Here is a 19,475-nt window from a genome sequence, read left to right as displayed (position 1 = left end):
GGGGAAGCGCATCGCCCCGATGCCCACCCCGCCGCGCTCACGCGCTGGCGCGACCCGCCGACACCGGGTTACGCTGCAGGCGAAGTCGCTCCGATCGCCTCCGCATGACCGACGCCCACGACAGCACGCCGAAGATCGCGCCGCCGCTGGTGGCATGGTGGGCGAAGGCATGAGCGAGCGCGAAGCGGCACGGCGCACCTTGCGCCGCCTGCTCGACAGCCGGGCGGTGGCCGCGCTGGCCACGCTGCACCGTGGCGAGCCGGCGGTGTCGATGGTGCCCTTCGTGCTGCCGGCCGGCGACACGGCCCTGATCCTCCACGTCAGCGCGCTGGCCACGCACACCCGTGACATGCAGGAGCATGCGCGCGTGGGCCTGCTGGTGATGGCGGAGCCCGATGCGACGACGGCGCCGCAGGCGCTGCCGAGGATCTCGCTGCAGGCCGAGGCACGCACGCTGGCGCGCGACACGGCCGAGCACGCCGCCGCGCGCGCTGCCTACCTCGCGCGTTTCCCTGACGCCGCGGTGACCTTCGAACTGGCCGACTTCGCACTGGTCGCGCTGCAGCCGCTCGCGGCGCGCCTGGTCGCCGGCTTCGGCCGCGCCGACGCGCTGGCCGGCGAGGCCCTGGTCGCCTGGCTGCGCGGCTGAGCGTCGGCGTTCAGGCGTTCCACGAAGGCTCGGCCTCCACCGCGATGCCATAGCGCGTGATGGCCTCGGCGCAGGTGGCCGCATCGACAAGGCCCCGCTCGCGCAGCGACGTCAATGCAGCCAGCACGACGTGATGGCGGTCGACCTCGAAGAAGCGGCGCAGCGCGGCGCGCGTGTCGCTGCGGCCGAAGCCATCGGTGCCCAGCGCGGTGAACGGCGCATGCAGGTGGGCGGCGACCAGCTGTGGCCAGGCACGCACGTAGTCCGTGGCGGCGATCACCGGTTCGTCACCGTCCAGGCATCGCTGCAGATGGCTCCGGCGTGCCGGCTCCGTCGGGTGCAGGCGGTTGAAGCGCTCGGCCTCGCGCGCCTCGCGCGCCAGCTCGCTGAAGCTGGTGGCGCTCCACACCTCGCTGGCGACGCCCCAGTCCTGCGCCAGCAGCTCGGCCGCGGCGATCACCTCGCGCAGGATCGCGCCCGAGCCGAGCAGGCGCACCCTGCCCTTGGCCTGCTTCGGCGCATGCTGCGCGAACCGGTACAGGCCCTTCACGAGGTCGCCCTCCACGCCCGCCGGCAGCGAGGGCTGGGCGTAGTTCTCGTTCATCAGCGTGACGTAGTAGAAGACGTCCTCCTGCCGCTCCATCATCTGGCGCATGCCATGGTCGAGGATGACCGCGAATTCGCCCGCGAAGCAGGGGTCGTAGGCGCGGCAGTTGGGCACCGCCGCCGCGTGCAGCAGGCTGGAGCCGTCCTGGTGCTGCAGGCCCTCGCCGCCCAGCGTGGTGCGGCCGGCGGTGGCGCCGAGCAGGAAGCCGCGCGAGCGCTGGTCGGCGGCCGCCCAGATCAGGTCGCCGATGCGCTGGAAGCCGAACATCGAGTAGTAGATGTAGAAGGGCAGCATCGCCTGGCCATGCGCCGAGTAGCTCGTCGCCGCGGCGGTCCAGCTGCTGATCGCGCCGGCCTCGCTGATGCCCTCTTCCAGGATCTGCCCGTCGGTGGCCTCGCGGTAGCTCAGCACCGAGCCGATGTCCTCGGGCTCGTAGCACTGCCCCGCACTGGAGTAGATGCCGACCTGCTTGAAGAGGTTGGCCATGCCGAAGGTGCGCGCCTCGTCGGCGACGATGGGCACGACGCGGGGACCGAGCTGCGGATCCTTCAGCAAGCCGGTGAGCATGCGCACGAAGGCCATCGTCGTGCTCATCTCCTTGCCCCCGGCCTGCACGGCGAACTCGCCATAGCGCGCCAGCGGCGGGACGGCGACTGCGGCGGCCGCGCTGCGCCGCGCCGGCACGACGCCGCCGAGCGCCGCGCGGCGCTCGCGCAGGTAGCGCATCTCCGGGCTGTCGTCGGCCGGCCTGTAGAACTGCAGCGAAGCCGCCTGCTCGTCGGTCAGCGGCAGGTCGAAGCGGTTGCGGAACGCGATCAGGTCCGCCCGCTCCAGCTTCTTCTGCTGGTGCGTGGTCATGCGCCCCTGCCCGGCGTCGCCCATGCCGTAGCCCTTCTTGGTCTGCGCGAGGATCACCGTCGGCTTCGCGCGCGTGTGCAGCGCCGCGTGATAGGCGGCGTGGATCTTCACCAGGTCGTGGCCGCCGCGCTTGAGGCGGTCGATCTGCTCGTCGGTGAGGCCCTGCGCCAGGGCGGCGAGCGCCGGGTCCTGGCCGAAGAAATTGTCGCGGTTGTAGCGGCCGTCCTTGGCGGCAAAGGTCTGGAACTGGCCGTCCACCGTGCGCGAGAAGGCACGCGCCAGCGCGCCCTCGGTGTCGCGCGCGAACAGGCCGTCCCAGTCGGAACCCCACACCAGCTTGACGACGCGCCAGCCTGCCCCGGCGAACAGCGCCTCCAGCTCGTCGATGATGCGGCCGTTGCCGCGCACCGGGCCGTCCAGGCGCTGCAGGTTGCAGTTGACCACCCAGATCAGGTTGTCGAGCTTCTCCCGCGCGGCCAGCGTCAGCGCGCTCATGCTCTCCGGCTCGTCCATCTCGCCGTCGCCGAACACGCCCCACACCTTGCGCTGCCGCGTGTCCTGCAGGCCGCGGTGCTGCAGGTAGCGCATGAAGCGCGCCTGGTAGATCGAGCTGATCGGCCCGAGGCCCATCGAGCCGGTGGGAAACTGCCAGAAGTCCGGCATCAGCCAGGGGTGCGGGTAGCTGGACAGGCCGCGCGCGCCGCGCTGCTTTGCGCTGATCTCCTGGCGATAGTGGGCGAGGTCGTCCTCGCTCAGCCGGCCCTCGAGGAAGGCGCGGGCGTAGACGCCGGGCGCCGAATGCGGCTGGTAGAAGACCAGGTCGCCCGCCTCGCCGCCGCGGAAGAAGTGGTTGAAGCCGACCTCGAACAGGTCGGCGGCGCTGGCATAGCTGGCGATGTGGCCGCCGAGTTCGCCGTGCGCCTGGTTGGCACGCACCACCATGGCCAGCGCATTCCAGCGCATCAGCGAGGCGAGCCGCTCCTCGATGGCGAGGTCGCCGGGAAAGGCGGGCTGGCGCGCGGCGGGAATGGTGTTGACATAGGGCGTGCCCGGCGCCGGCTGCCAGCCGACCTCGGGTGCGCGCGCCATGGCGGCGAGCATGTCCATGACCTCGCGAACGCGCTGCGGCCCGGCCGCGTCGAGCAGCGACACGAGTGCGTCGCGCCATTCGGCGCTTTCCTGCGGGTCGCTGTCGGTGAGAGGCGCCGTCAGCGCGAGCTGCTGCTGGATGGACGTGTCGCTCATGCGGTTCTCCTGATGCGCACACTGTAGGCGCGCGGGGTCGGCATGGGTGACCGAAAGCGCTGGTGCCAGTCAGGATATTCGGCAGAAAATGCTGAGGACCCTCTCCGATCCAGCACGATGAACCTCGACGCGACCGACCTGCGCATCCTGCGCGAACTGCAGGCCGATGCCGGCCTGTCCAACGTGGAACTGGCGCGGCGCGTCGGCCTTTCGCCCTCGCCCTGCCTGGCGCGTGTGAAGGCGCTGGAGCGCGACGGCGTGATCCGCAAGGTCGTCGCGCTGCTCGACGCGCAGCGTCTCGGCCTGCACCTCAACGTCTTCATCTCGATCAGCCTGAAGCAACAGACGCGCGCTGCGCTGGCGGCTTTCGAGGCCAAGGTCTGCGCCCGCGACGAGGTGATGGAGTGCTACCTGATGACCGGCGACGCCGACTACCTGATCCGCGTGGCGGTGCCCGACATGGCGGCGCTGGAGCGCTTCATCATCGAGCAGCTCTCGCCGATGGAGGAGGTCGAGAAGATCCGCTCCAGCTTCGCACTCAAGCAGGTGCGCTACAAGACCGCACTGCCGCTGGCGCTTCGCTAGTGCAGCACGGCGGCTTACAGTGGCGCCCGTTGCGCAGCGCGCCCGGCGGGACCGCCCGCAAGACGCCGCGCCATGGAGGCACCTGCATGGACCTGACTCGCCGCACCCTGACCCTGGCGACTGCCGCCGCGCTGCCTGCGGCCCTGTTCGCGGGCTGCGCGAGCCGGCCTGCCTGGCCGCCGATTCCGGCCGAACTGGTCGACGCCGCACAGGTGCCGGGTCACCCGAACGTCCGCCAGTTCGGCGACCGGTCGGGTCGGGACGCCGCCGACCTGTGGGGCACCGGCCCGAATGCGAGCTTCGGCAAGTCGGATGCGATCGCCGCGAGCGGACCACTGCGCGTGCTGGCGATCTCCGGCGGCGGCTCGAACGGTGCCTTTGCCGCCGGCGTGCTGGCCGGCTGGAGCGAGTCCGGCACGCGCCCGGAGTTTCACATCGTCACCGGCGTGAGCGCCGGCGCCCTCGCGGCACCCTATGCGTTCCTCGGACCGCGCTTCGACGTGCGCATGCGCGAGCTCTTCACCGGCCTGTCGTCGCGCAACATCATGAAGCCGCGGCCACGGCTGCTGGCGATCTTCGACGACGCCCTCGCCTCGGCCGAGCCGCTGCGCCAGTTGATCGAGCGGAACTTCGACATGGAACTGATGGGCGCGGTGGCACGTGAACACCAGCGCGGCCGGCGCCTGTTCGTCGGCACCACGCACGTGTACGCGGGCCGGCTGGTGACCTGGGACATCGGCGCCATCGCGGTCAGCGGCCAGCCCGATTCGCTCGATCTGATCCGGCGCGTGCTGCTCGCCTCCGCCGCCATTCCCATCATGCTGCCGCCGGTCTACATCGAGGTCGAAGCCAACGGGCGGCGCTTCCACGAGATGCATGTGGACGGCAGCATGACACGGCAGATCTTCGTGTCCGCGCCCGACCTCGACTGGGGCGAGGCGATGCGGGCGCATCGCCATCACGGCGAGCCCGAGTTCTACGCCATACGCAACGGCCGGGCGACGTCGGAGTACATGGTCATGCCCCCCGAACTGGCCGCGCTCGGCGAGCACGCGCTGCATCTGCTCGCGCAGTCGCAGGGCGTTGCCGACCTGTACGTGATCTACGTGCAGGCGCAGCGGGCCCGTGCCCGGTACCGCGCAGCCTGGATCGGCGACGAGTTCGTGGCGCCGTGGGAGCTCTGGTACGACCCGCAGTACGTGCAGGCGCTGTTCGACTACGGCCGATCGGGCGCGGCCAGCGGAGCGGTGTGGCGGACGGTGCCGCCGGGCATCGACGTCCCGGCGCCGGGACCCCGCCCCTGAGCGGTGCGCCGCGCGCGCAGGCGATGTCGGCGTCGCCTCGCGCCCGTCCCGGGCCCTCTGACGTGGCAAACGCCACGGCGGGCGCAACCCGATCCGTCCGTCGAGGACACGGCGTTGGGCCAGAATGGGTCGCATCGAAACCCACTCCATGAGGCCCTCGGCAACCATGTCGGAGCGAACCGTCGAAGAAGAACGCTGGCTGCTGGCCCTCGAGAAGGCGATCTTCGGCGCCTGGGACCTGGACCCACGCCTCGAGACGGTCCACTACTCGCCCCAATGGAAAGCTCGCCTTGGCTTTCCGCGCATCCATGCCCCCGACAGCACGGCGTTCTGGCGCTGCCGGGTCCACCCCGATGACTTCGGTCCGATGCTGAGCGCGCTGCGCTCGCACCTGGACGGTCATTCGCCGAGCTACGAGGCGCAGTTCCGGCTGCGCAGCACCGGCTCGGGCTACCGGACGGTGCTGTCCCGCGGCCGCGTCGTGGCGCGCGATCATCGCGGTGACGCGACGCGCATGGTCGGCACGATGGTCGACCTCACCAGGCGGCCGGTCGCGGCGGCACCGCATGGCCTGGCCGCGGAGGATTCGTCGCCGACCATCGCGGTCGTGCGGACGCCGTTCCACGCAGCCCTCGGCGCGGCGCGCCTGCCCGCCCCGTCCTGTGGCGCCGCCGACGCGCCGGATCGCCTCATCGAACGGGTCGACGACCTGCTCGAGATGGCCCTTCGCGACGCCAGCGCGTCACCGTAACGCGGGGGTGACCGCCGCCGCGCGACGACGCGGCCGGACCGCGTCGTCGCGACGCCGAACCGTCATCAGGCGGTCGCCTTGCGGGAGGAGGTCTTCTTCGCAGCCGCCTTCGTGGCGGCGGTCTTCTTCGCAGCCGTCTTCTTCACAGCGGCCTTCGTCGCCGGCGTCTTGCGGGCCGCCACCTTCTTGGCCGCAGGCTTCTTCTTCGCCGTCGCCAGGCCGGTGCCGGCGGGCCCGAGATCGGCCAGCTTGGCCTGCGCCGACTTCTTCGTTTCCTCCAGCCGCTTCTCCGCCTGGCGCACCGCCTGGTGCAGCGACTTCTTCGCCTCGTCGGACGCCTTGGAAAGCCGCTTCTGCACCTTGCCCCACAGCGCGTCGAGCCGGCGTTCGGCCCGCCCGCGCTTCGTCTGCGCCGCTTGCACCGCCTTGTGCAGCTCGGTCGAGGCGATCGTGCCGATCTCGTCGAACTTGTTGTTGATGGCCTGGCGAATGTGCCGCACGGCGGCGCTGAGCTCGTTGGCCGCGGCGGCCAGTTCGGGATTCTTCGATCTGCGAGTGGCCATGGGTGTCTCCGGTTGATGCGCGAACGCGGTGGCCCGCACTGTAGCGTGATGCCGCCCCGCCCTCGCCGGCGTCGCCACGTTCAGGCCTCGGCCGAGGCGCCGAGCCGGCGCGCGATCGCCGACTGCGCCGCATCGCGCAGCCGCACCGCCGCCGCGAACGGCTCCTGATCGGCGGCCGGCTCGATCGGCGCGCCGATGTGCACGGCGAGCGCGGCGCGGCGCGGCCACCAGCGGCCGTCAGGCAGCAGCTCGCGCGTGCCGCTGAGGGTGAGGGGCAGCACCGGCGCCTGCGCCTGCGCCGCGGCGAGAAACGCGCCGAGATGGAACGGCAGCAGCTCCACACCGGCGCGGAAGGTGCCCTCGGGAAACACCAGCAGCGCACGTGCCCCCTGCGCGGCCTGCACCAGGCGCCGGGCATCGTCGGCGCTGCGCTGGGCGTCGAACCTCTCGACGAACTCGGCGCCGAGGCGGCGCAGGAAGCGGCCCGCGACGAGCTGCGTGGCCAGTTCGTGCTTGGCAACGAAGACGCAGGGCCGCGGCAGCGCGGCGACCAGCACGACGCCGTCGAGGTAGCTGCCGTGGTTGCACACCAGCACGCAGGAACGCTCGCGCGGCCAGTGCTCGAGGCCCTGCACGGCGACCGGCGCGCCGGCCAGCCGCAGCAGCGCGCGCGCGGCGCCACGGCACAGGGTCCACGCGGCCGCGGGGGTCGGCATGCACAGGGTGAGCAGCCACACCGGCGGCGCGAACAGCCAGAACAGCGCGAACGCGCGCAGGCCGAACAGCGCATCGGCCAGCAACTCGACGACGGCACGCAGCCGCAGCGCGGCGGCCCCCAGCGCCAGGCGCAGCCATTGCCGCCGGGCACTGGCCGGCGCGGCACCGACACCCCCCTGCTCGACCAGCTCGCGGCACGCCGAGCGCCGCACCTTGCCGCTCGAAGTCTTGAGCACGGTGTGCGGCGGGGCGAGCACGATCTCGTCGGCCGGCTCGCCGATCGCGTCGACGACCGCATGGGCGATGGCCTCGCGCAGCGCGGCGTCGTCGGACGCGCGGCGCGGATGCCGCTCGGCCAGCACGACCAGCCGCTCGGTGCCGCTGCGCGCATCGGGGCGGCCGAACACCGCGACACCGCCCTTGCGCACGCCCTCGACGGCGGCGACCGCATCCTCGATCTCCTGCGGGTACAGGTTGCGTCCGCCGCGGATCACGATGTCCTTCACCCGGCCCGTGATGTAGATGTCGCCGTCGGCGGCATAGGCGCGGTCGCCGCTGTCGAGCCAGCCGCGGTCGAACAGGCGCGCCGTCTGCTCGGGATTGCGCCAGTAGCCGTGCGTGGCCGAAGGGCCGCGGAACTCGAGCCGGCCCTCGACGCGTTCGGGCAGCGCCCGCCCCTCGTCGTCGACGATACGCACCTCGTGGCCGGCCAGCGGGCTGCCGCTGGCGACGAAACGAAGCGCGCCGGCGTCGCCCTGCGCCGCCGGCAGCGCGCGGTGCTCGCGGACGAAGCTGTCGCGCACGACGCGGTCGATGCGCGGCCCGCGACCCAGCGGCGGGAACAGCAGGCCGACCGACGCCTCGGCCAGCCCGTAGACCGGTGCCACCGCCTCGGGCCGCAGCCCGCAGGCGGCGAAACGCTGCTGGAAGCGCAGCACGGTGTCGGGGCTGACCGCCTCGGCGCCGTTGAAGGCCAGCCGCCAGCTCGACAGGTCGAGCCCGGCGAGCGCCGCGTCGTCCACGCGCGCCAGGCACAGTTCGTACGCGAAGTTCGGTCCCGCCGACAGCGTGCCGCGCCAGCGCGTGATCGCCTCCAGCCAGCGCTGCGGTCGGGCGAGGAAGGCCAGCGGCGACATCACGACCAGCGGCATGCCCACATAGAGGCTGCCGAGCCAGGCACCGATCAGCCCCATGTCGTGGTACAGCGGCAGCCAGCTGACGAACACGTCGTCGGGCCGCGCGGCTATCGCCTGCGCCATCGCGCGGATGTTGGCCAGCAGGTTGGCATGGGTCAGCGCCACGCCCTTGGGCGCGCCCGTGCTGCCGGAGGTGTACTGGATGAACGCGACGTCGTCGCCACGCACCGGCACCTCCCGCGGGGCGTCGCCGGTGGCGGCGAGCTGCTCCGGCGTCAGCACTTCGCGCAGGCCGCTGACGCGCGCCTGCAGCAGGCGCGCCACGCGCATCGCCTCGGGCACGCTGACGAGGAGGACCGCCTGCGCATTGGCGAGGATGCCGGTGTGCCGCCGCACGTGGTCCTCGAGCTGCGACGCGCGTGCCGGCGGGTAGATCGGCACCGGGATGCCCCCCGCGCGCAGGATGCCGAAGTAGGTGAAGAAGTAGTCGGGCGAGGTCGGCAGCATGATCGCCACCGTCTGCCGCGGCTTCAGCCCGGCGCGCTGCAGGCCCGCGGCGATCGCCGCCGACGCATCGGCGAGTCGCCGATGGTCGATGCGCGTCTCGCCGGCGTCGCCAAGCACGATGGCCTGCGTGCGCCCGGGCTGCGCGCGCAGGTGGGCATCGAGCACCTGCAGCAGCGTCTGCGCCTCCTCGGCGGCGTGCCCGTTCGCGGCCTCGCGCGGCGCCGCCGGCTCGGGACCCGCATGGGCGGCGCCCGGGGGCGCGACGGCCTCCTGCGGGCGGCCGCGCTGCACCGCGCGCCACAGGTCGGCGACCGTCTCGGCAAGCTGCAGCGTGTCCTCCGGGAGCGCCACGCCGGCAGCACGCTCGACGCGCAGCAGCAGTTCGACGCGACCCAGGCTGTCCAGGCCCAGGTCGCGGTCGAGCGTGCTGTCCAGCGTGACGCCGGCGGGCGCCGGCATGCCGCGCTGCAGGTCGCGCACCGTGGCGCCGACCAGCTCGCACAGGTCGGCCTCGCTGAAAGCGGGCAGGCCCGTGGTGGGTCGGTGGCGGCTGTCCATGGCAGTCGCATCATGGCGCCGGCAGGCCGGATTGGGCGGCGGCGGCATTGATGCGTGTCAGTCCCGGCGCACGGCCGATGCGATCTGCCGGCCTCTGAAGGGCTCGGCCCCTGCCGGAGCGCGGCGCAGCGCGGTGCCGCCCAGGCGCTAGCGCCGTGCGAACTCGGGAATGCTGAAGCGCTTTCGATACGCGCCCGGCGCCATGCCGGTGGTGCGCTTGAAGAGACGGCGGAAGAAGGCCGCATCCTCGTAGCCCACGCGCCAGCTGACCTCGTCCACCGGCGCGTCGGTGCGCTCGAGCCGGCGTTTGGCATCTTCCACGCGCAGCCGCTGCACGTAGTCGATGGGCGTCAGGCCCGTGGCCGCGGTGAAGCGCCGCTTGAAGGTGCGTTCGGCCAGCCTCGAGCGCTGGATCATCGCCTCGACCGGGTTCGCCACCGAGAAGTGCCCGGCCAGCCAGCGCTGCGCGGCCGCGATCTCCGCGTCGCCATGGTCGCTGCGGCCTTCGAAGGTGATGTAGGGGGCGAGGCCGTCCTGGTGCCATTGCAGCGCGTAGCGCCGTGCCACCTCCTGCGCCTCGGTGGCCCCGGCATGGCGCGCGATCAGGTAGAGCGCCAGGTCGTGCCAGGTGTTGGAGGCGCCGGAGCTGACGAGCTCCTCGCGCGTTCCCGAGATCACCAGCACGCGATCCGGATGAATGTGCACCGCCGGATGCGCGGCCGCGAACTCGCGCGCGTAGGCGAAGTGCACGGTCGCGTCCTTGTCGTCGAAGAGGCCCGTCTCGGCCAGCAGGAAGATGCCCGAGCAGGCCGAGCACAACAGTGCACCGCGCTCATGCATCTGCCGCAGCCACTCCACGAGACGCGGGTAACGGCCCTTCGTCCAGCCGGCGCTGCCCACGAACACCGACGGCACGATGACGATGTCGCACGACTCGATCTCACCGACGGCGCGCTGCACCGGAAAGGGCACGCCGCTGGCCAGCTCCAGCGGGCCCTTTGCGTCACCGACCACCTCGACATGGAACGGTGTCGGCGCGCAGCGGCGCGCCTCTCCTGCCAGCCGGGCCAGGTGGCCGGGCGCCTTCATGACGTCGAACAGCCCGGCCAGCGTCGACACCGCAGCCTCGGGCAGCGCCAGCAGCGCCACGTGCAAAGGGGACGTGCTCATTCCGATTCCTTCGACGGCGCAGTCTAGCGGGCCCGCTTGATCGCATCCGTGGCACGAACGGACCGATCTCGGGCGATTTCGGCTCTGCCCGTCGTGGGCTCGCGCGACGACGATGACACCCTCATCCACACCACCCGAGAGACATCCGATGGACACTTTCGCAATCGATCAAGCCAAGCTCGAAGCCTTCGTCAGCCACGCTTTCGGCGATGTGACTGCCGCCTACGTCGGCGTGATGGTGAGCCTCGGCAGCAAGCTCGGTCTTTACCGGGCGATGGCCGGTGCGGGCCCGCTGAGCGCCAGGGAACTCGCGCGGCGGGCCGGATGCGCCGAGCGCTACGTGCACGAGTGGCTCAACGCACAGGCGGCCGGCGGCTACGTCGGCTACCACGCCGCGAGCGATACCTACGAACTCGCGCCCGAACAGGCCGCGGTGCTGGCGGACGAGGACAGCCCCTTCTACCTGCCGCCCGCGTGGGAGGTGCCGGCCGCGATGTGGTTCGACGAACCGAAGGCGCTCGACGCGTTCCGCACCGGTCGCGGCGTGGCCTGGGGGGAGCACGACACGCGCATGGCCTGCGGTGTGGCCGCGTTCTACCGCAACGGCTACAAGGCCAGCCTCGTGCCGCAGTGGCTGCCGGCGCTCGACGGCGTGGTGGCGCAGCTCGAAGCCGGCACCACGGTGGCGGACATCGGCTGCGGCCACGGCCACGCGACGCTGCTGATGGCCCAGGCGTTCCCGAACTCGCGCTTCTACGGCTTCGACACGCACGAGGCGTCGATCGCCGCGGCGCGGCAGCACGCGCAGGAAGCGGGCGTCGCCGACCGTGTCACGTTCGAGATCGCGAACGCGCGCGAGTACGGCCCGCACGGCTTTGGCCTGGTGTGCTTCTTCGACACGCTGCACGACCTCGGTGATCCGGTGGCCGCGGCGCGCCACGCCGCCGAGGTGCTCGCGCCCGGCGGCACCGTGCTGCTGGTCGAGCCGTTCGCGCACGACCGCGTGGAGGACAACCTAAACCCGGTGGGGCGGCTGTACTACGGCGGCTCGACCTTGATCTGCTGCGCGCACGCGATCTCCGAGGGCGGCAAGCTCGTGCTCGGCGCGCAGGCCGGGCCCAAGCGGCTCGCCGAGGTCTTCCGCAAGGCCGGCTTCACGCACTTCCGGCGCGCCGCGGAAACGCCCTTCAACCTGATCTTCGAAGTGCGCCGCTAGCGCCTTCGCGGGCTGCGGTTCGACCCGCGCCGCGGCCGGCCATCCCACGCCTCGTCAGCCGAGGGCGCGCTCGGACGCGCCCGCGCGGCGGAGCGCGTGCGCCTGCGGGTTCTCGTCGTCACCCCGATCCACTCCATCCCATCGCCAAGGAACTCGACATGTGCACACCCACCCGCCATCGCCGCACCGCGCTGGCTGCAGTCGCCCTCGCCGCCATCACCTCGTCATCGCAGGCGGCAGGCACCGCCGGCAGCGCCTGGTGCGCCGACCGCTGCGACCAGATCGTTCTCGACTGGAACCTGCAGACGCACCAGGTCATCAAGTCCGCCGACGGCTACGCCAATCCGATGGCGGCCTCGCGCGTGCTGGCGATGGTGCATCTGGCGATGCACGATGCCGTCAATGCCGCCGATCCGCGCTACCGCGCGCACACCTACCGGCCTGTGGGCGGCGCCGTCCGGCGAGGCAGCGTCGACGCCGCGGTCGCTGCCGCCGTGGCGGCGCACGACGTGCTGGCGGCGCTGTACCCCGAGCAGAAGGACCTCGTGCGGCCCATGCTCGACGCCACGCTGCTCGACGCCGGCCTCGGCTCGGCGGTCGAACAGGGCAGGACGATCGGCGCAACCGCCGCCGCGGCGATGCTGGCGACGCGCAGCGACGACGGCAGCCGGGCCGACGAGAGCTACAGGCCCGGCGCGCGAGCCGGCGACTGGCAGTTCACACCGGGCTTCGAGTTCATCGCCGCGCCGCACTGGCGCGCGGTCAAGCCCTTCACGCTGCGCGCACCCGAGCAGTTCCGCGTCGGCGCGCCGCCGGCGCTGACGAGTGCGGCCTACGCCGCCGACTTCCGCGAGGTGAAGGCCACCGGCAGCCAGGCCGCCGATGCCCGGCGCAGCGCGGACCAGACGCAGTACGCCGCCTACTGGTACGAGTTCTCGGACATCGGCTGGAACCGCATCGCGCGCGTCGTGGCACGCCAGCGGCCGCAGGACCTGTGGCAGCGCGCGCGCACCTTCGCGCTGCTCAACGCCGTCATGGCCGACGCCTACATCGCCGGCTGGGACAGCAAGATGCACCACAACTTCTGGCGCCCGGTCACCGCGATCCGCGAGGCCGATCGCGACGGCAATGCCGCCACCGCGGCCGACCCGCGCTGGACGCCGCTGCTGCCCACCCCGCCGATCCAGGACCACCCGTCCACGCACAGCGCCCTGGGCGCCGCTGCCGCGGTGGTGCTGGCCGGCACCTTCGGCAGCGACCGCATGCGCTTCACGATGGCATCGACCAGCGCTGCGGCCGGGACGCCGGCACGCACCTTCGCGAGCTTCTCCGAGGCCGCCGCCGAGAACGCCGATTCGCGCGTGCGCGCCGGCCTGCACTTCCGCTTCGCGACCACGGCAGGGTTGCGCCTGGGGCAGCAGATCGGCAGGCAGGCGCTGGCCGAGCAGCTCGTGCCGCGGCAACGGGTGACGACGCAGGAGCCTTCACCATGAACGCACTCCCCTGGCGCAGCACGGGCGCCGCCGGCATCGCCATGCTGGCCGCGACCTGCGGAGCGTCGCTGCTCGTCATGAGGTGCTTCGCCGGCGACTTCGGCGTGATCGCCCTCCTGATCGTCCAGGCTGCCGCAGCGGCGGGGTTCCTGGGGCCGTGGCTGCGCGACGCGTCACGCCGCAGGGCGCTCAAGCAGCAGGCCTGCCGGCTCGTCGGGTTGTCGCTGCTGAGTTGCACCCTGCCCTTCGCGCTGTGGGCGTGCACGGCAGCGCGCGTCGGATCGGGCCCGCTGGCGGTCGCGCACGCCAGCCTGCCGCTGGCCGTCACGCTGGCCGGCGCGGTCTGGCTCGGCGAAAGGGTCGGCGGCCGGCCCTTTGCCGGCTTCGTCGTCGGCCTGGGCGGCGCGGCCCTGCTGTCGTGGCAGTGGCTCGCCGCGGGGCTTCCGAGCGAAGCCACCGCTGCGGCATCCGCAGCCGTCCTGGCGCCGACCACGCTCGCGCTGGCCGCGGCTTCGTTCGCGGCGCTGTGCAGCATGCCGGGCAGGCCGACCGGACGGCGACGGTTCGCGGCCACCGACCCGATCGTGCTCGCCATCGCCGCCCAGGGCGGCTCGGCGCTCACGTTGCTGCTGCCGGCAGCATGGCTGTGGCCCGACGTCGCCCCGCAGGCTGCCGGCTGGGGACGCGTGCTCGGTCTGGGAGTCGCTGCATCGGCGCTCGGCTTCGTCCTGTACCACGGGCTCAGCCGGCCCGGGCCGCGGCTCGACGAGCGGCGAGCCGAATGACCGCCCGGAGATCACGGTGACGCCAGGGAGTGCCTTGCGCCGGCAACGTGCCCCGAGCTACGCAGCAGGCGGCGCGCCTGCGCGGCGACAGCCTCGGGCGTGATGCCGAAGTGCCGGTACAACTGCTCAGCCGGACCCGACGCGCCGAAGCCGGACATGCCGACGAAGGCTCCCCGCTCCCCGAGCCAGCGCTCCCAACCGAAACTCATCGCGGCCTCGCAGCCGACGCGCACCGTGCCCGAGCCGAGCATGCTCGAGCGGTAGGCGCCGTCCTGGGCCTCGAAGAGCTCCCAGCTCGGCATCGACACCACCGCCGTCGGCGTGCCGCTCGCCTGCAGGGCACCGCGCGCCGCCATCGCGATGGCGACCTCGGAGCCGGTCGCCAGCAGCGTCGCTTCACGCGGCGCGCCGTCGGCTTCCGCCAGCACGCAGGCACCGCGCCGCGACAGGTTGGCACCGGTGTGCATTGGGCGGAGATGGGGCAGCGCCTGGCGGGCGATGAAGTCGCTCGGGCCGCCAGCCGGCAGCGGCACCACCAGACGCAGTGCCTTGGTGGGGAAGGACTCGGGAGCAGTAGCCTGCGCCTGCGCGGCGGCTGGAAGTTGCAGCAATGCAGCGGCAAGGGCAATCGTCATCAGGTGGCGCATGGCTTCCTCCGGTTCGCGGCAAGGGCGTTGCGGGGGTGCCGGAGGTGCCGCACAGGAGCGTGGTGAAGGCGCGGGCCACGATCGTGCGGCTCGTCCGGCGACCGTTCCGCTCGGGCAGCGCTGGGTTCCATGGGCGGCTCCGGCTTTTCGGTGAGGTGAATCATGTGCAGATCGACCTGCGCACGGTGGACCAGCTGACCGTCACCGACGCCGCGGCCCGCGGCATCGACGTCGTGGTGGCGCTCGGGTGGCCCGGCACCCCGGACATGGTCAAGCGACCGCTGGCCCAGAGTCGCCTGATCGTCTGTGCGAACCCGGCGTACTGGAAACGCCATGCGATGCCGCGACGGCCGGTGGACCTGGCGCACCACGCCTGCGTGATCGTGCGCTCGCCCGAAGGCACCGTGCTCGATCTCTGGCGGCACATCCAGGGGCCGGAGGTGGAGGAGGTGGCCGTGCGCGGCTGGCTGACCTGCGAAAGCCGCGATGACGCGCTGCACGCCGTGCTGCACGGGCACGGTGTGAGCCGGTTCGCCGACCTCTCGGTGTGGCGCTACGTCCGCGAGGGTCACCTGCAGCCGGTGCTGCTGGACTGGGACAGCCCCGATTCGCCGCCGTTCAATGCACTGGTCAGGCCGGATGCCCGACGCGACGCCGCGACCCAGGAATTCGTCGCCTTTCTGGGCCGGCTGCTGGGCGACATCGAGGCGCAGTGCAAGATGCTCATCGGCTCACGGTCCGCACCCGAGCGGCCGGACCGGTATGCGAGGCGACATGGGCGAGCGTCGGCAGGCACGCGCTGACGGTCGCCGCCGACGCCGGCGATCCATCACCCCCGGGCGGCTGCGTCGACGCCGGCGCCGTGCCACGCGGTGTCTGCCTCAGACGCCCACGAACGCGAAGTCCACCTCGGGCTTCTGGCCGCTGACGATGCGCGCGATGCTCTTGCCGGAGCCGCAGGAATGCGTCCAGCCCAGCGTGCCGTGCCCGGTGTTGAGAAACAGGTTGCGCAGCTTCGAGCGGCCGATGATCGGCACGTTGCTCGGCGTGGCGGGCCGCAGGCCGGTCCAGAACTGCGCGCGGCTGGCGTCGCCGGCGCCGGGGAAGATCTGCTCCACGCGCTTGACGATGGCCTCGCAGCGCACGCGGTTCAGGTCGCGGTCGTAGCCGTTCAGCTCTGCCGTGCCGGCAATGCGCAGGCGGTCGCCCAGGCGCGAGAAGACCAGCTTGTACTCGTCGTCGGTGAGCGAGACCTGGTGGGCCATCGAGGCGTCCTTCACCGGCATGGTCACCGAGTAGCCCTTGGCCGGGTAGATCGGCAGCGCGATGCCCAGCGAGCGGGCGTACTGCGGCGACAGGCTGCCCATCGCCAGCACGTACGCGTCGGCACGGATCTGCTGGAAGCGGCCCTCGCCATCGGTGGCCTCGACATGGTCGATCTCGCCGCCGGACGCGCGCAGCGCGGTGACGGTGTGGCTCATGCGGAATTGCACGCCGTCCTCCTCGCAACGCGTCACCAGCTCGCGCGCGAAGCGGTTCGCGTCGCCCGACTCGTCCTCGGCGGTGTAGGTGGCGCCGGCCAGCTGCGCCCGGATGTGGCGCAGCGCCGGCTCCAGGCGCACGGCCTCGTCGGCGGAGATCACGCGGCGGTCGCAGCCGAGTTCGCGCATCTGCGCGGCCGGTGCCTCGGCGCCGTCGAACTCCTTCTCGCTGGTGTAGAAGTGCAGGATGCCCTGCGTGCGCTCGTCGTAGGCGATGGACCGCTCGCGGCGCAGTTGCTGCAGCGTCTCGCGGCTGTAGGTGCCCAGCCGGACGATCTGCGCGATGTTGCGGCGTGTTCGTTCCGGCGTGCACTCGCGCAGGAACTGCAGGCCCCACAGCCACTGGCGCATGTCGGCGCGCAGGCGGAAGAGCAGCGGCGCGTCCTCCTTGCCCAGCCACTTGAGCAGCTTCAGCGGCGCGCTGGGGTTGGCCCACGGCTCGGCGTGGCTCACCGAGATCTGCCCGCCATTGGCGAAGCTGGTCTCCGCCGCGGCCGAAGCCTGGCGGTCGATCACGGTCACGTCGTGACCTTGCTGACGAAGGAAATAGGCCGAGGTGACGCCGAGCAGGCCGGCGCCGAGTACCACCACGTTCATGGCAAAGACTCCCAAAGGACTGGTTGGACGCACGATTTGCGTCGTGCGCTTGCCGCTCCCCCTGTCCTCGGTACCTGAGAGATTCAGCCCGATGCGGGCTTTGCTCCTTCGGTGCGCCACGCGTGTGACGGCTCTCCAGACGGCGATGGTGATGTGCAGTACGGACCCTGAGCGTTCATGGGAGTTTGCGCCTTCGGGGGTCGGGCCGTTGCCCGACGCTCTCCTGCCGGATCGTGATTCTAGGTGCGGGCGGTCATGCCCTCCGCGCTGAGAAAACGTTCGGCCAGCCGCACCCAGTACGCGCTGCCGATGGCGATGTTGGCGTCGTTGAAGTCGTAGCCGGGGTGGTGGACCATGCAGTTGCCCGGACCATCGCCGTTGCCGATGAACAGGTACGAGCCCGGCACGCGCTCGAGCATGAAGGCGAAGTCCTCGCTGCCGGTCAGCGGCGGGCCCTGCAGGGTCACGCGCTCCGGCCCCACCAGTTCGAGCGCCACATCGCGCGCGAAGGCGGTCTCTTCGGGCGTGTTGACCAGCACGGCGTAGCCGCTGCGCCAGTCGACCTGCGCGCTGACCCCGAAGCTTTCCGCGTGCGTGGCCGCCAGCGCCTTGATGCGCCGCTCGAGCAAGGCCCGCACGTCGCGGTCCAGCGCTCGCACGCTGATCTCCAGCGTCGCCGCGGCCGGGATGACATTGTTGGCGCGGCCGGCGTGCAGCGCGCCCACCGTGATCACCGCTGCCTGCAGCGGGTCGACATTGCGCGACACCACCGTCTGCAGCGCCATCACCAGGCTGGCTGCGGCCACCACCGGGTCGGCCGTGTGCTGCGGCAGCGCGCCATGGCCGCCGATGCCGGTCAGCGTGATCGTCGCGTAGTCCGACGAGGCCATCGCCGCGCCCTCGCGCAGCACCAGCCGGCCCTGCGGGATGCCGGGCATGTTGTGCATGGCGAAGATCGCGTCGCAGGGGTGCCTGTCGAAGAGGCCGTCGGCGATCATGCGCAGCGCGCCGCCGCCGCCTTCTTCGGCCGGCTGGAAGATCAGGTTCAGCGTGCCGTCGAAGCGGCCTGCCTCGGCGAGGTGTCGCGCGGCCGCCAGCAGCATCGCCGTGTGGCCGTCGTGGCCGCAGGCGTGCATCAGGCCAGGGCGCTGGCTGGACCATTCGACACCGGACGCCTCCGAGATCGGCAGCGCGTCCATGTCGGCGCGCAGCCCGAGTCGGCGTGACGAGTGGCCGCGCACCAGGGTGCCGACCACGCCGGTGCCGCCCAGGCCTCGCTCGACCGTGTAGCCCCAGGTGGCGAGCTTGTCGGCCACCAGCGCCGCGGTACGGTGCTCCTCGAAAGCCAGCTCGGGCTGGCGGTGGATGTCGCGCCGCAGGCTGACGAACTCGCCGACCCGGGCCTGCAGAGCGTCGAGCAAGTAGGTCATGTCGGCCCCGCGCTCACTGCGGCTGCAGGTTGATCTGCTTGGCGATGGCGCGGTAGCGCGCGGTCTCGCCCTCGAAGAACCTGGCCGACTCGGCCAGCGTCATCGGCGCCGACGGGTGCTGGGTCTGCGCCGCGAGCTGTGCCCGGACGCCGGGATCCTGCAGCGTCTTGCCGATCGCGGCGTGCAGCTTCACCACCACATCCTCGGGCGTGGACTTCGGCACCATGAAGCCTGTCCAGATCTTGTACGAGAAGTTCTTCAGCGACTGGCTCTCGCTGGCCGTCGGCACGTTCTTCAGCAGGTCCGAGCGCTGAGCACCGAGCTGGCCGATCACCTTCAGGCGCCCCTGCTCGGCCAGCGCGCCCATCGCGGCGCTGTACACGAGCACCGCGAAGTCGACCTGCCCGCCACCCAGGTCCTGCAGCAGCGGCGCGTTGCCCTTGTACGGCACGTGCGCCAGCTTGATGCCGGTCGACGCCTGCACGTTCTCCAGGATCAGGTGATAGAGCGAGCCGATGCCCACGCTGCCATAGGTCAGCGGCTTGTCGGCCGACTTGCGCGCCAGGGCAATCAGCTCATCGACACTGTTGACCGGCAGGTCCTTGCGCGTGACGAACACCATCACCGCATCGGCCACTGGATGCACCAGGCGAAAGTCCTCGGTCTTGAGCTTCACCGCGGCATTGGCCAGCGGCGACAGGATCACCTCGTTGGGTGAACCCTGGAAGATGTAGTACCCGTCGGCCGGAGAACCCAGCACCTTCTGCGCGGCGAGCGCGCCGCTGACGCCACCCAGGTTTTCCACCAGCACCTGCTGGCCCAGTTCCTTGCCGAGCGCGTTGTTGAAGATGCGGGCAATCGCATCCGACGGACCACCCGCCGGGTAGGGCACCATGAGGTTGACCGGCTTGGCCGGGTAACCCTGCCCGACAGCCGTACCGGCGCCGAGCAACATACCGGCCACCAAGGCCAGGGACCGGAGGAGATTGAATCGGGACATGGGAACTCCTTGAAGGGCACGACGGGCGGCCAGGACTGGAAGGCAAGGCCAATGTAGAAGTCGTCATACTCAAAGTCCAATGCATTGTTTTTTCAATTAGCATGAGTTTTACTCAC

The 19,475-nt window shown here is 71.7% G+C and carries 15 protein-coding genes, 1 pseudogene and 1 riboswitch; of the genes and pseudogenes, 8 read left to right on the top strand and 8 right to left on the bottom strand.

Annotation, left to right across the window (positions count from 1 at the left end; translation table 11 throughout):
* The first annotated feature begins 169 nt into the window (after positions 1–169).
* The gene (locus Q0599_RS08225) at positions 170–649 is read left to right on the top strand and encodes a pyridoxamine 5'-phosphate oxidase family protein (RefSeq protein WP_298828181.1); all 480 of its coding nucleotides are present in this window, start codon (positions 170–172) and stop codon (positions 647–649) included.
* 10 nt (positions 650–659) lie between these two features.
* Here the strand turns inward: Q0599_RS08225 and mdeB are convergent, their stop codons facing one another.
* On the bottom strand, positions 660–3,359 hold the full coding sequence (gene mdeB, locus Q0599_RS08220; protein WP_298828179.1) for an alpha-ketoglutarate dehydrogenase: 2,700 nt from the start codon (positions 3,357–3,359) through the stop codon (positions 660–662).
* A gap of 117 nt (positions 3,360–3,476) precedes the next feature.
* On the opposite strand from mdeB, the gene Q0599_RS08215 reads away from it, so the two are divergent.
* The 3 genes from Q0599_RS08215 to Q0599_RS08205 all read left to right on the top strand — a co-directional run bounded on the left by Q0599_RS08215 (position 3,477) and on the right by Q0599_RS08205 (position 5,999).
* Entirely contained in the window at positions 3,477–3,944 is a 468-nt protein-coding gene (locus tag Q0599_RS08215; RefSeq protein WP_298828177.1) for an Lrp/AsnC family transcriptional regulator, read from the top strand.
* Between the two features lie 86 nt (positions 3,945–4,030).
* Positions 4,031–5,248 (top strand): patatin-like phospholipase family protein, encoded by a 1,218-nt coding sequence (locus Q0599_RS08210; protein WP_298828175.1) that lies wholly within the window; start codon positions 4,031–4,033, stop codon positions 5,246–5,248.
* Between the two features lie 166 nt (positions 5,249–5,414).
* Positions 5,415–5,999: a PAS domain-containing protein gene (locus tag Q0599_RS08205; RefSeq protein ID WP_298828173.1), complete on the top strand. Its 585-nt coding sequence runs from the start codon at positions 5,415–5,417 to the stop codon at positions 5,997–5,999.
* A 65-nt stretch (positions 6,000–6,064) separates the two neighbouring features.
* On the opposite strand, the gene Q0599_RS08200 is transcribed toward Q0599_RS08205, so the two are convergent.
* The 3 genes from Q0599_RS08200 to Q0599_RS08190 all read right to left on the bottom strand — a co-directional run bounded on the left by Q0599_RS08200 (position 6,065) and on the right by Q0599_RS08190 (position 10,650).
* Positions 6,065–6,562 (bottom strand): hypothetical protein, encoded by a 498-nt coding sequence (locus Q0599_RS08200; RefSeq protein WP_298828171.1) that lies wholly within the window; start codon positions 6,560–6,562, stop codon positions 6,065–6,067.
* An 80-nt stretch (positions 6,563–6,642) separates the two neighbouring features.
* Positions 6,643–9,480 (bottom strand): AMP-binding protein, encoded by a 2,838-nt coding sequence (locus Q0599_RS08195; RefSeq protein ID WP_298828169.1) that lies wholly within the window; start codon positions 9,478–9,480, stop codon positions 6,643–6,645.
* A gap of 147 nt (positions 9,481–9,627) precedes the next feature.
* The gene (locus Q0599_RS08190; protein ID WP_298828167.1) at positions 9,628–10,650 is read right to left on the bottom strand and encodes a GlxA family transcriptional regulator; all 1,023 of its coding nucleotides are present in this window, start codon (positions 10,648–10,650) and stop codon (positions 9,628–9,630) included.
* 148 nt (positions 10,651–10,798) lie between these two features.
* Between Q0599_RS08190 and Q0599_RS08185 the strand changes: the two genes are divergently transcribed.
* From Q0599_RS08185 to Q0599_RS08175, 3 genes are all read left to right on the top strand, one after another.
* Complete coding sequence (locus Q0599_RS08185; RefSeq protein WP_298828165.1) at positions 10,799–11,866, top strand: class I SAM-dependent methyltransferase; 1,068 nt, start codon at positions 10,799–10,801, stop codon at positions 11,864–11,866.
* 158 nt (positions 11,867–12,024) lie between these two features.
* A complete protein-coding gene (locus Q0599_RS08180) occupies positions 12,025–13,359 on the top strand; it encodes a vanadium-dependent haloperoxidase (protein ID WP_298828163.1) in 1,335 nt (444 codons plus the stop codon).
* Entirely contained in the window at positions 13,356–14,144 is a 789-nt protein-coding gene (locus Q0599_RS08175) for an EamA family transporter (protein ID WP_298828161.1), read from the top strand. Before Q0599_RS08180 ends, Q0599_RS08175 begins: the two co-directional genes overlap by 4 nt.
* An 11-nt stretch (positions 14,145–14,155) precedes the next feature.
* On the opposite strand, the pseudogene Q0599_RS08170 reads toward Q0599_RS08175, so the two are convergent.
* Positions 14,156–14,641 (bottom strand): annotated as a pseudogene (locus Q0599_RS08170) (transketolase C-terminal domain-containing protein); the annotation flags it as partial.
* Between the two features lie 212 nt (positions 14,642–14,853).
* Between Q0599_RS08170 and Q0599_RS08165 the strand changes: the two are divergent.
* Positions 14,854–15,594 carry a LysR substrate-binding domain-containing protein gene (locus tag Q0599_RS08165; RefSeq protein ID WP_298828158.1) on the top strand — a complete coding sequence of 247 codons (741 nt, stop codon included), beginning with the start codon at positions 14,854–14,856 and terminating at the stop codon, positions 15,592–15,594.
* Between the two features lie 78 nt (positions 15,595–15,672).
* Here Q0599_RS08165 and Q0599_RS08160 read toward each other — a convergent pair whose 3' ends face one another.
* From Q0599_RS08160 to Q0599_RS08150, 3 genes are all read right to left on the bottom strand, one after another.
* Positions 15,673–16,929: a D-amino acid dehydrogenase gene (locus tag Q0599_RS08160; protein WP_298828156.1), complete on the bottom strand. Its 1,257-nt coding sequence runs from the start codon at positions 16,927–16,929 to the stop codon at positions 15,673–15,675.
* A gap of 51 nt (positions 16,930–16,980) precedes the next feature.
* Positions 16,981–17,078: riboswitch (glycine riboswitch) on the bottom strand.
* A gap of 90 nt (positions 17,079–17,168) precedes the next feature.
* A complete protein-coding gene (locus tag Q0599_RS08155) occupies positions 17,169–18,359 on the bottom strand; it encodes a M20 aminoacylase family protein (RefSeq protein ID WP_298828154.1) in 1,191 nt (396 codons plus the stop codon).
* 13 nt (positions 18,360–18,372) lie between these two features.
* Complete coding sequence (locus Q0599_RS08150; RefSeq protein ID WP_298828152.1) at positions 18,373–19,359, bottom strand: tripartite tricarboxylate transporter substrate binding protein; 987 nt, start codon at positions 19,357–19,359, stop codon at positions 18,373–18,375.
* Positions 19,360–19,475: the final 116 nt, after the last annotated feature.

The organism is uncultured Piscinibacter sp., assembly GCF_937952055.1.
Classification (GTDB): Bacteria; Pseudomonadota; Gammaproteobacteria; order Burkholderiales; family Burkholderiaceae_C; genus Piscinibacter.
This window is presented reverse-complemented; position numbering and strand designations above follow the sequence as displayed.

Bases quoted from the DNA above. Each gene is read 5' to 3' on its own strand.
- Q0599_RS08195 (WP_298828169.1), bottom strand. From the start codon at position 9,480: ATGGACAGCCGCCACCGACCCACCACGGGCCTGCCCGCTTTCAGCGAG.
- Q0599_RS08215 (WP_298828177.1), top strand. From the start codon at position 3,477: ATGAACCTCGACGCGACCGACCTGCGCATCCTGCGCGAACTGCAGGCC.
- Q0599_RS08205 (WP_298828173.1), top strand. From the start codon at position 5,415: ATGTCGGAGCGAACCGTCGAAGAAGAACGCTGGCTGCTGGCCCTCGAG.
- Q0599_RS08160 (WP_298828156.1), bottom strand. From the start codon at position 16,929: ATGAACGTGGTGGTACTCGGCGCCGGCCTGCTCGGCGTCACCTCGGCC.
- Q0599_RS08175 (WP_298828161.1), top strand. From the start codon at position 13,356: ATGAACGCACTCCCCTGGCGCAGCACGGGCGCCGCCGGCATCGCCATG.
- Q0599_RS08155 (WP_298828154.1), bottom strand. From the start codon at position 18,359: ATGACCTACTTGCTCGACGCTCTGCAGGCCCGGGTCGGCGAGTTCGTC.
- Q0599_RS08200 (WP_298828171.1), bottom strand. From the start codon at position 6,562: ATGGCCACTCGCAGATCGAAGAATCCCGAACTGGCCGCCGCGGCCAAC.
- Q0599_RS08225 (WP_298828181.1), top strand. From the start codon at position 170: ATGAGCGAGCGCGAAGCGGCACGGCGCACCTTGCGCCGCCTGCTCGAC.
- Q0599_RS08180 (WP_298828163.1), top strand. From the start codon at position 12,025: ATGTGCACACCCACCCGCCATCGCCGCACCGCGCTGGCTGCAGTCGCC.
- Q0599_RS08210 (WP_298828175.1), top strand. From the start codon at position 4,031: ATGGACCTGACTCGCCGCACCCTGACCCTGGCGACTGCCGCCGCGCTG.
- mdeB (WP_298828179.1), bottom strand. From the start codon at position 3,359: ATGAGCGACACGTCCATCCAGCAGCAGCTCGCGCTGACGGCGCCTCTC.
- Q0599_RS08150 (WP_298828152.1), bottom strand. From the start codon at position 19,359: ATGTCCCGATTCAATCTCCTCCGGTCCCTGGCCTTGGTGGCCGGTATG.
- Q0599_RS08185 (WP_298828165.1), top strand. From the start codon at position 10,799: ATGGACACTTTCGCAATCGATCAAGCCAAGCTCGAAGCCTTCGTCAGC.
- Q0599_RS08190 (WP_298828167.1), bottom strand. From the start codon at position 10,650: ATGAGCACGTCCCCTTTGCACGTGGCGCTGCTGGCGCTGCCCGAGGCT.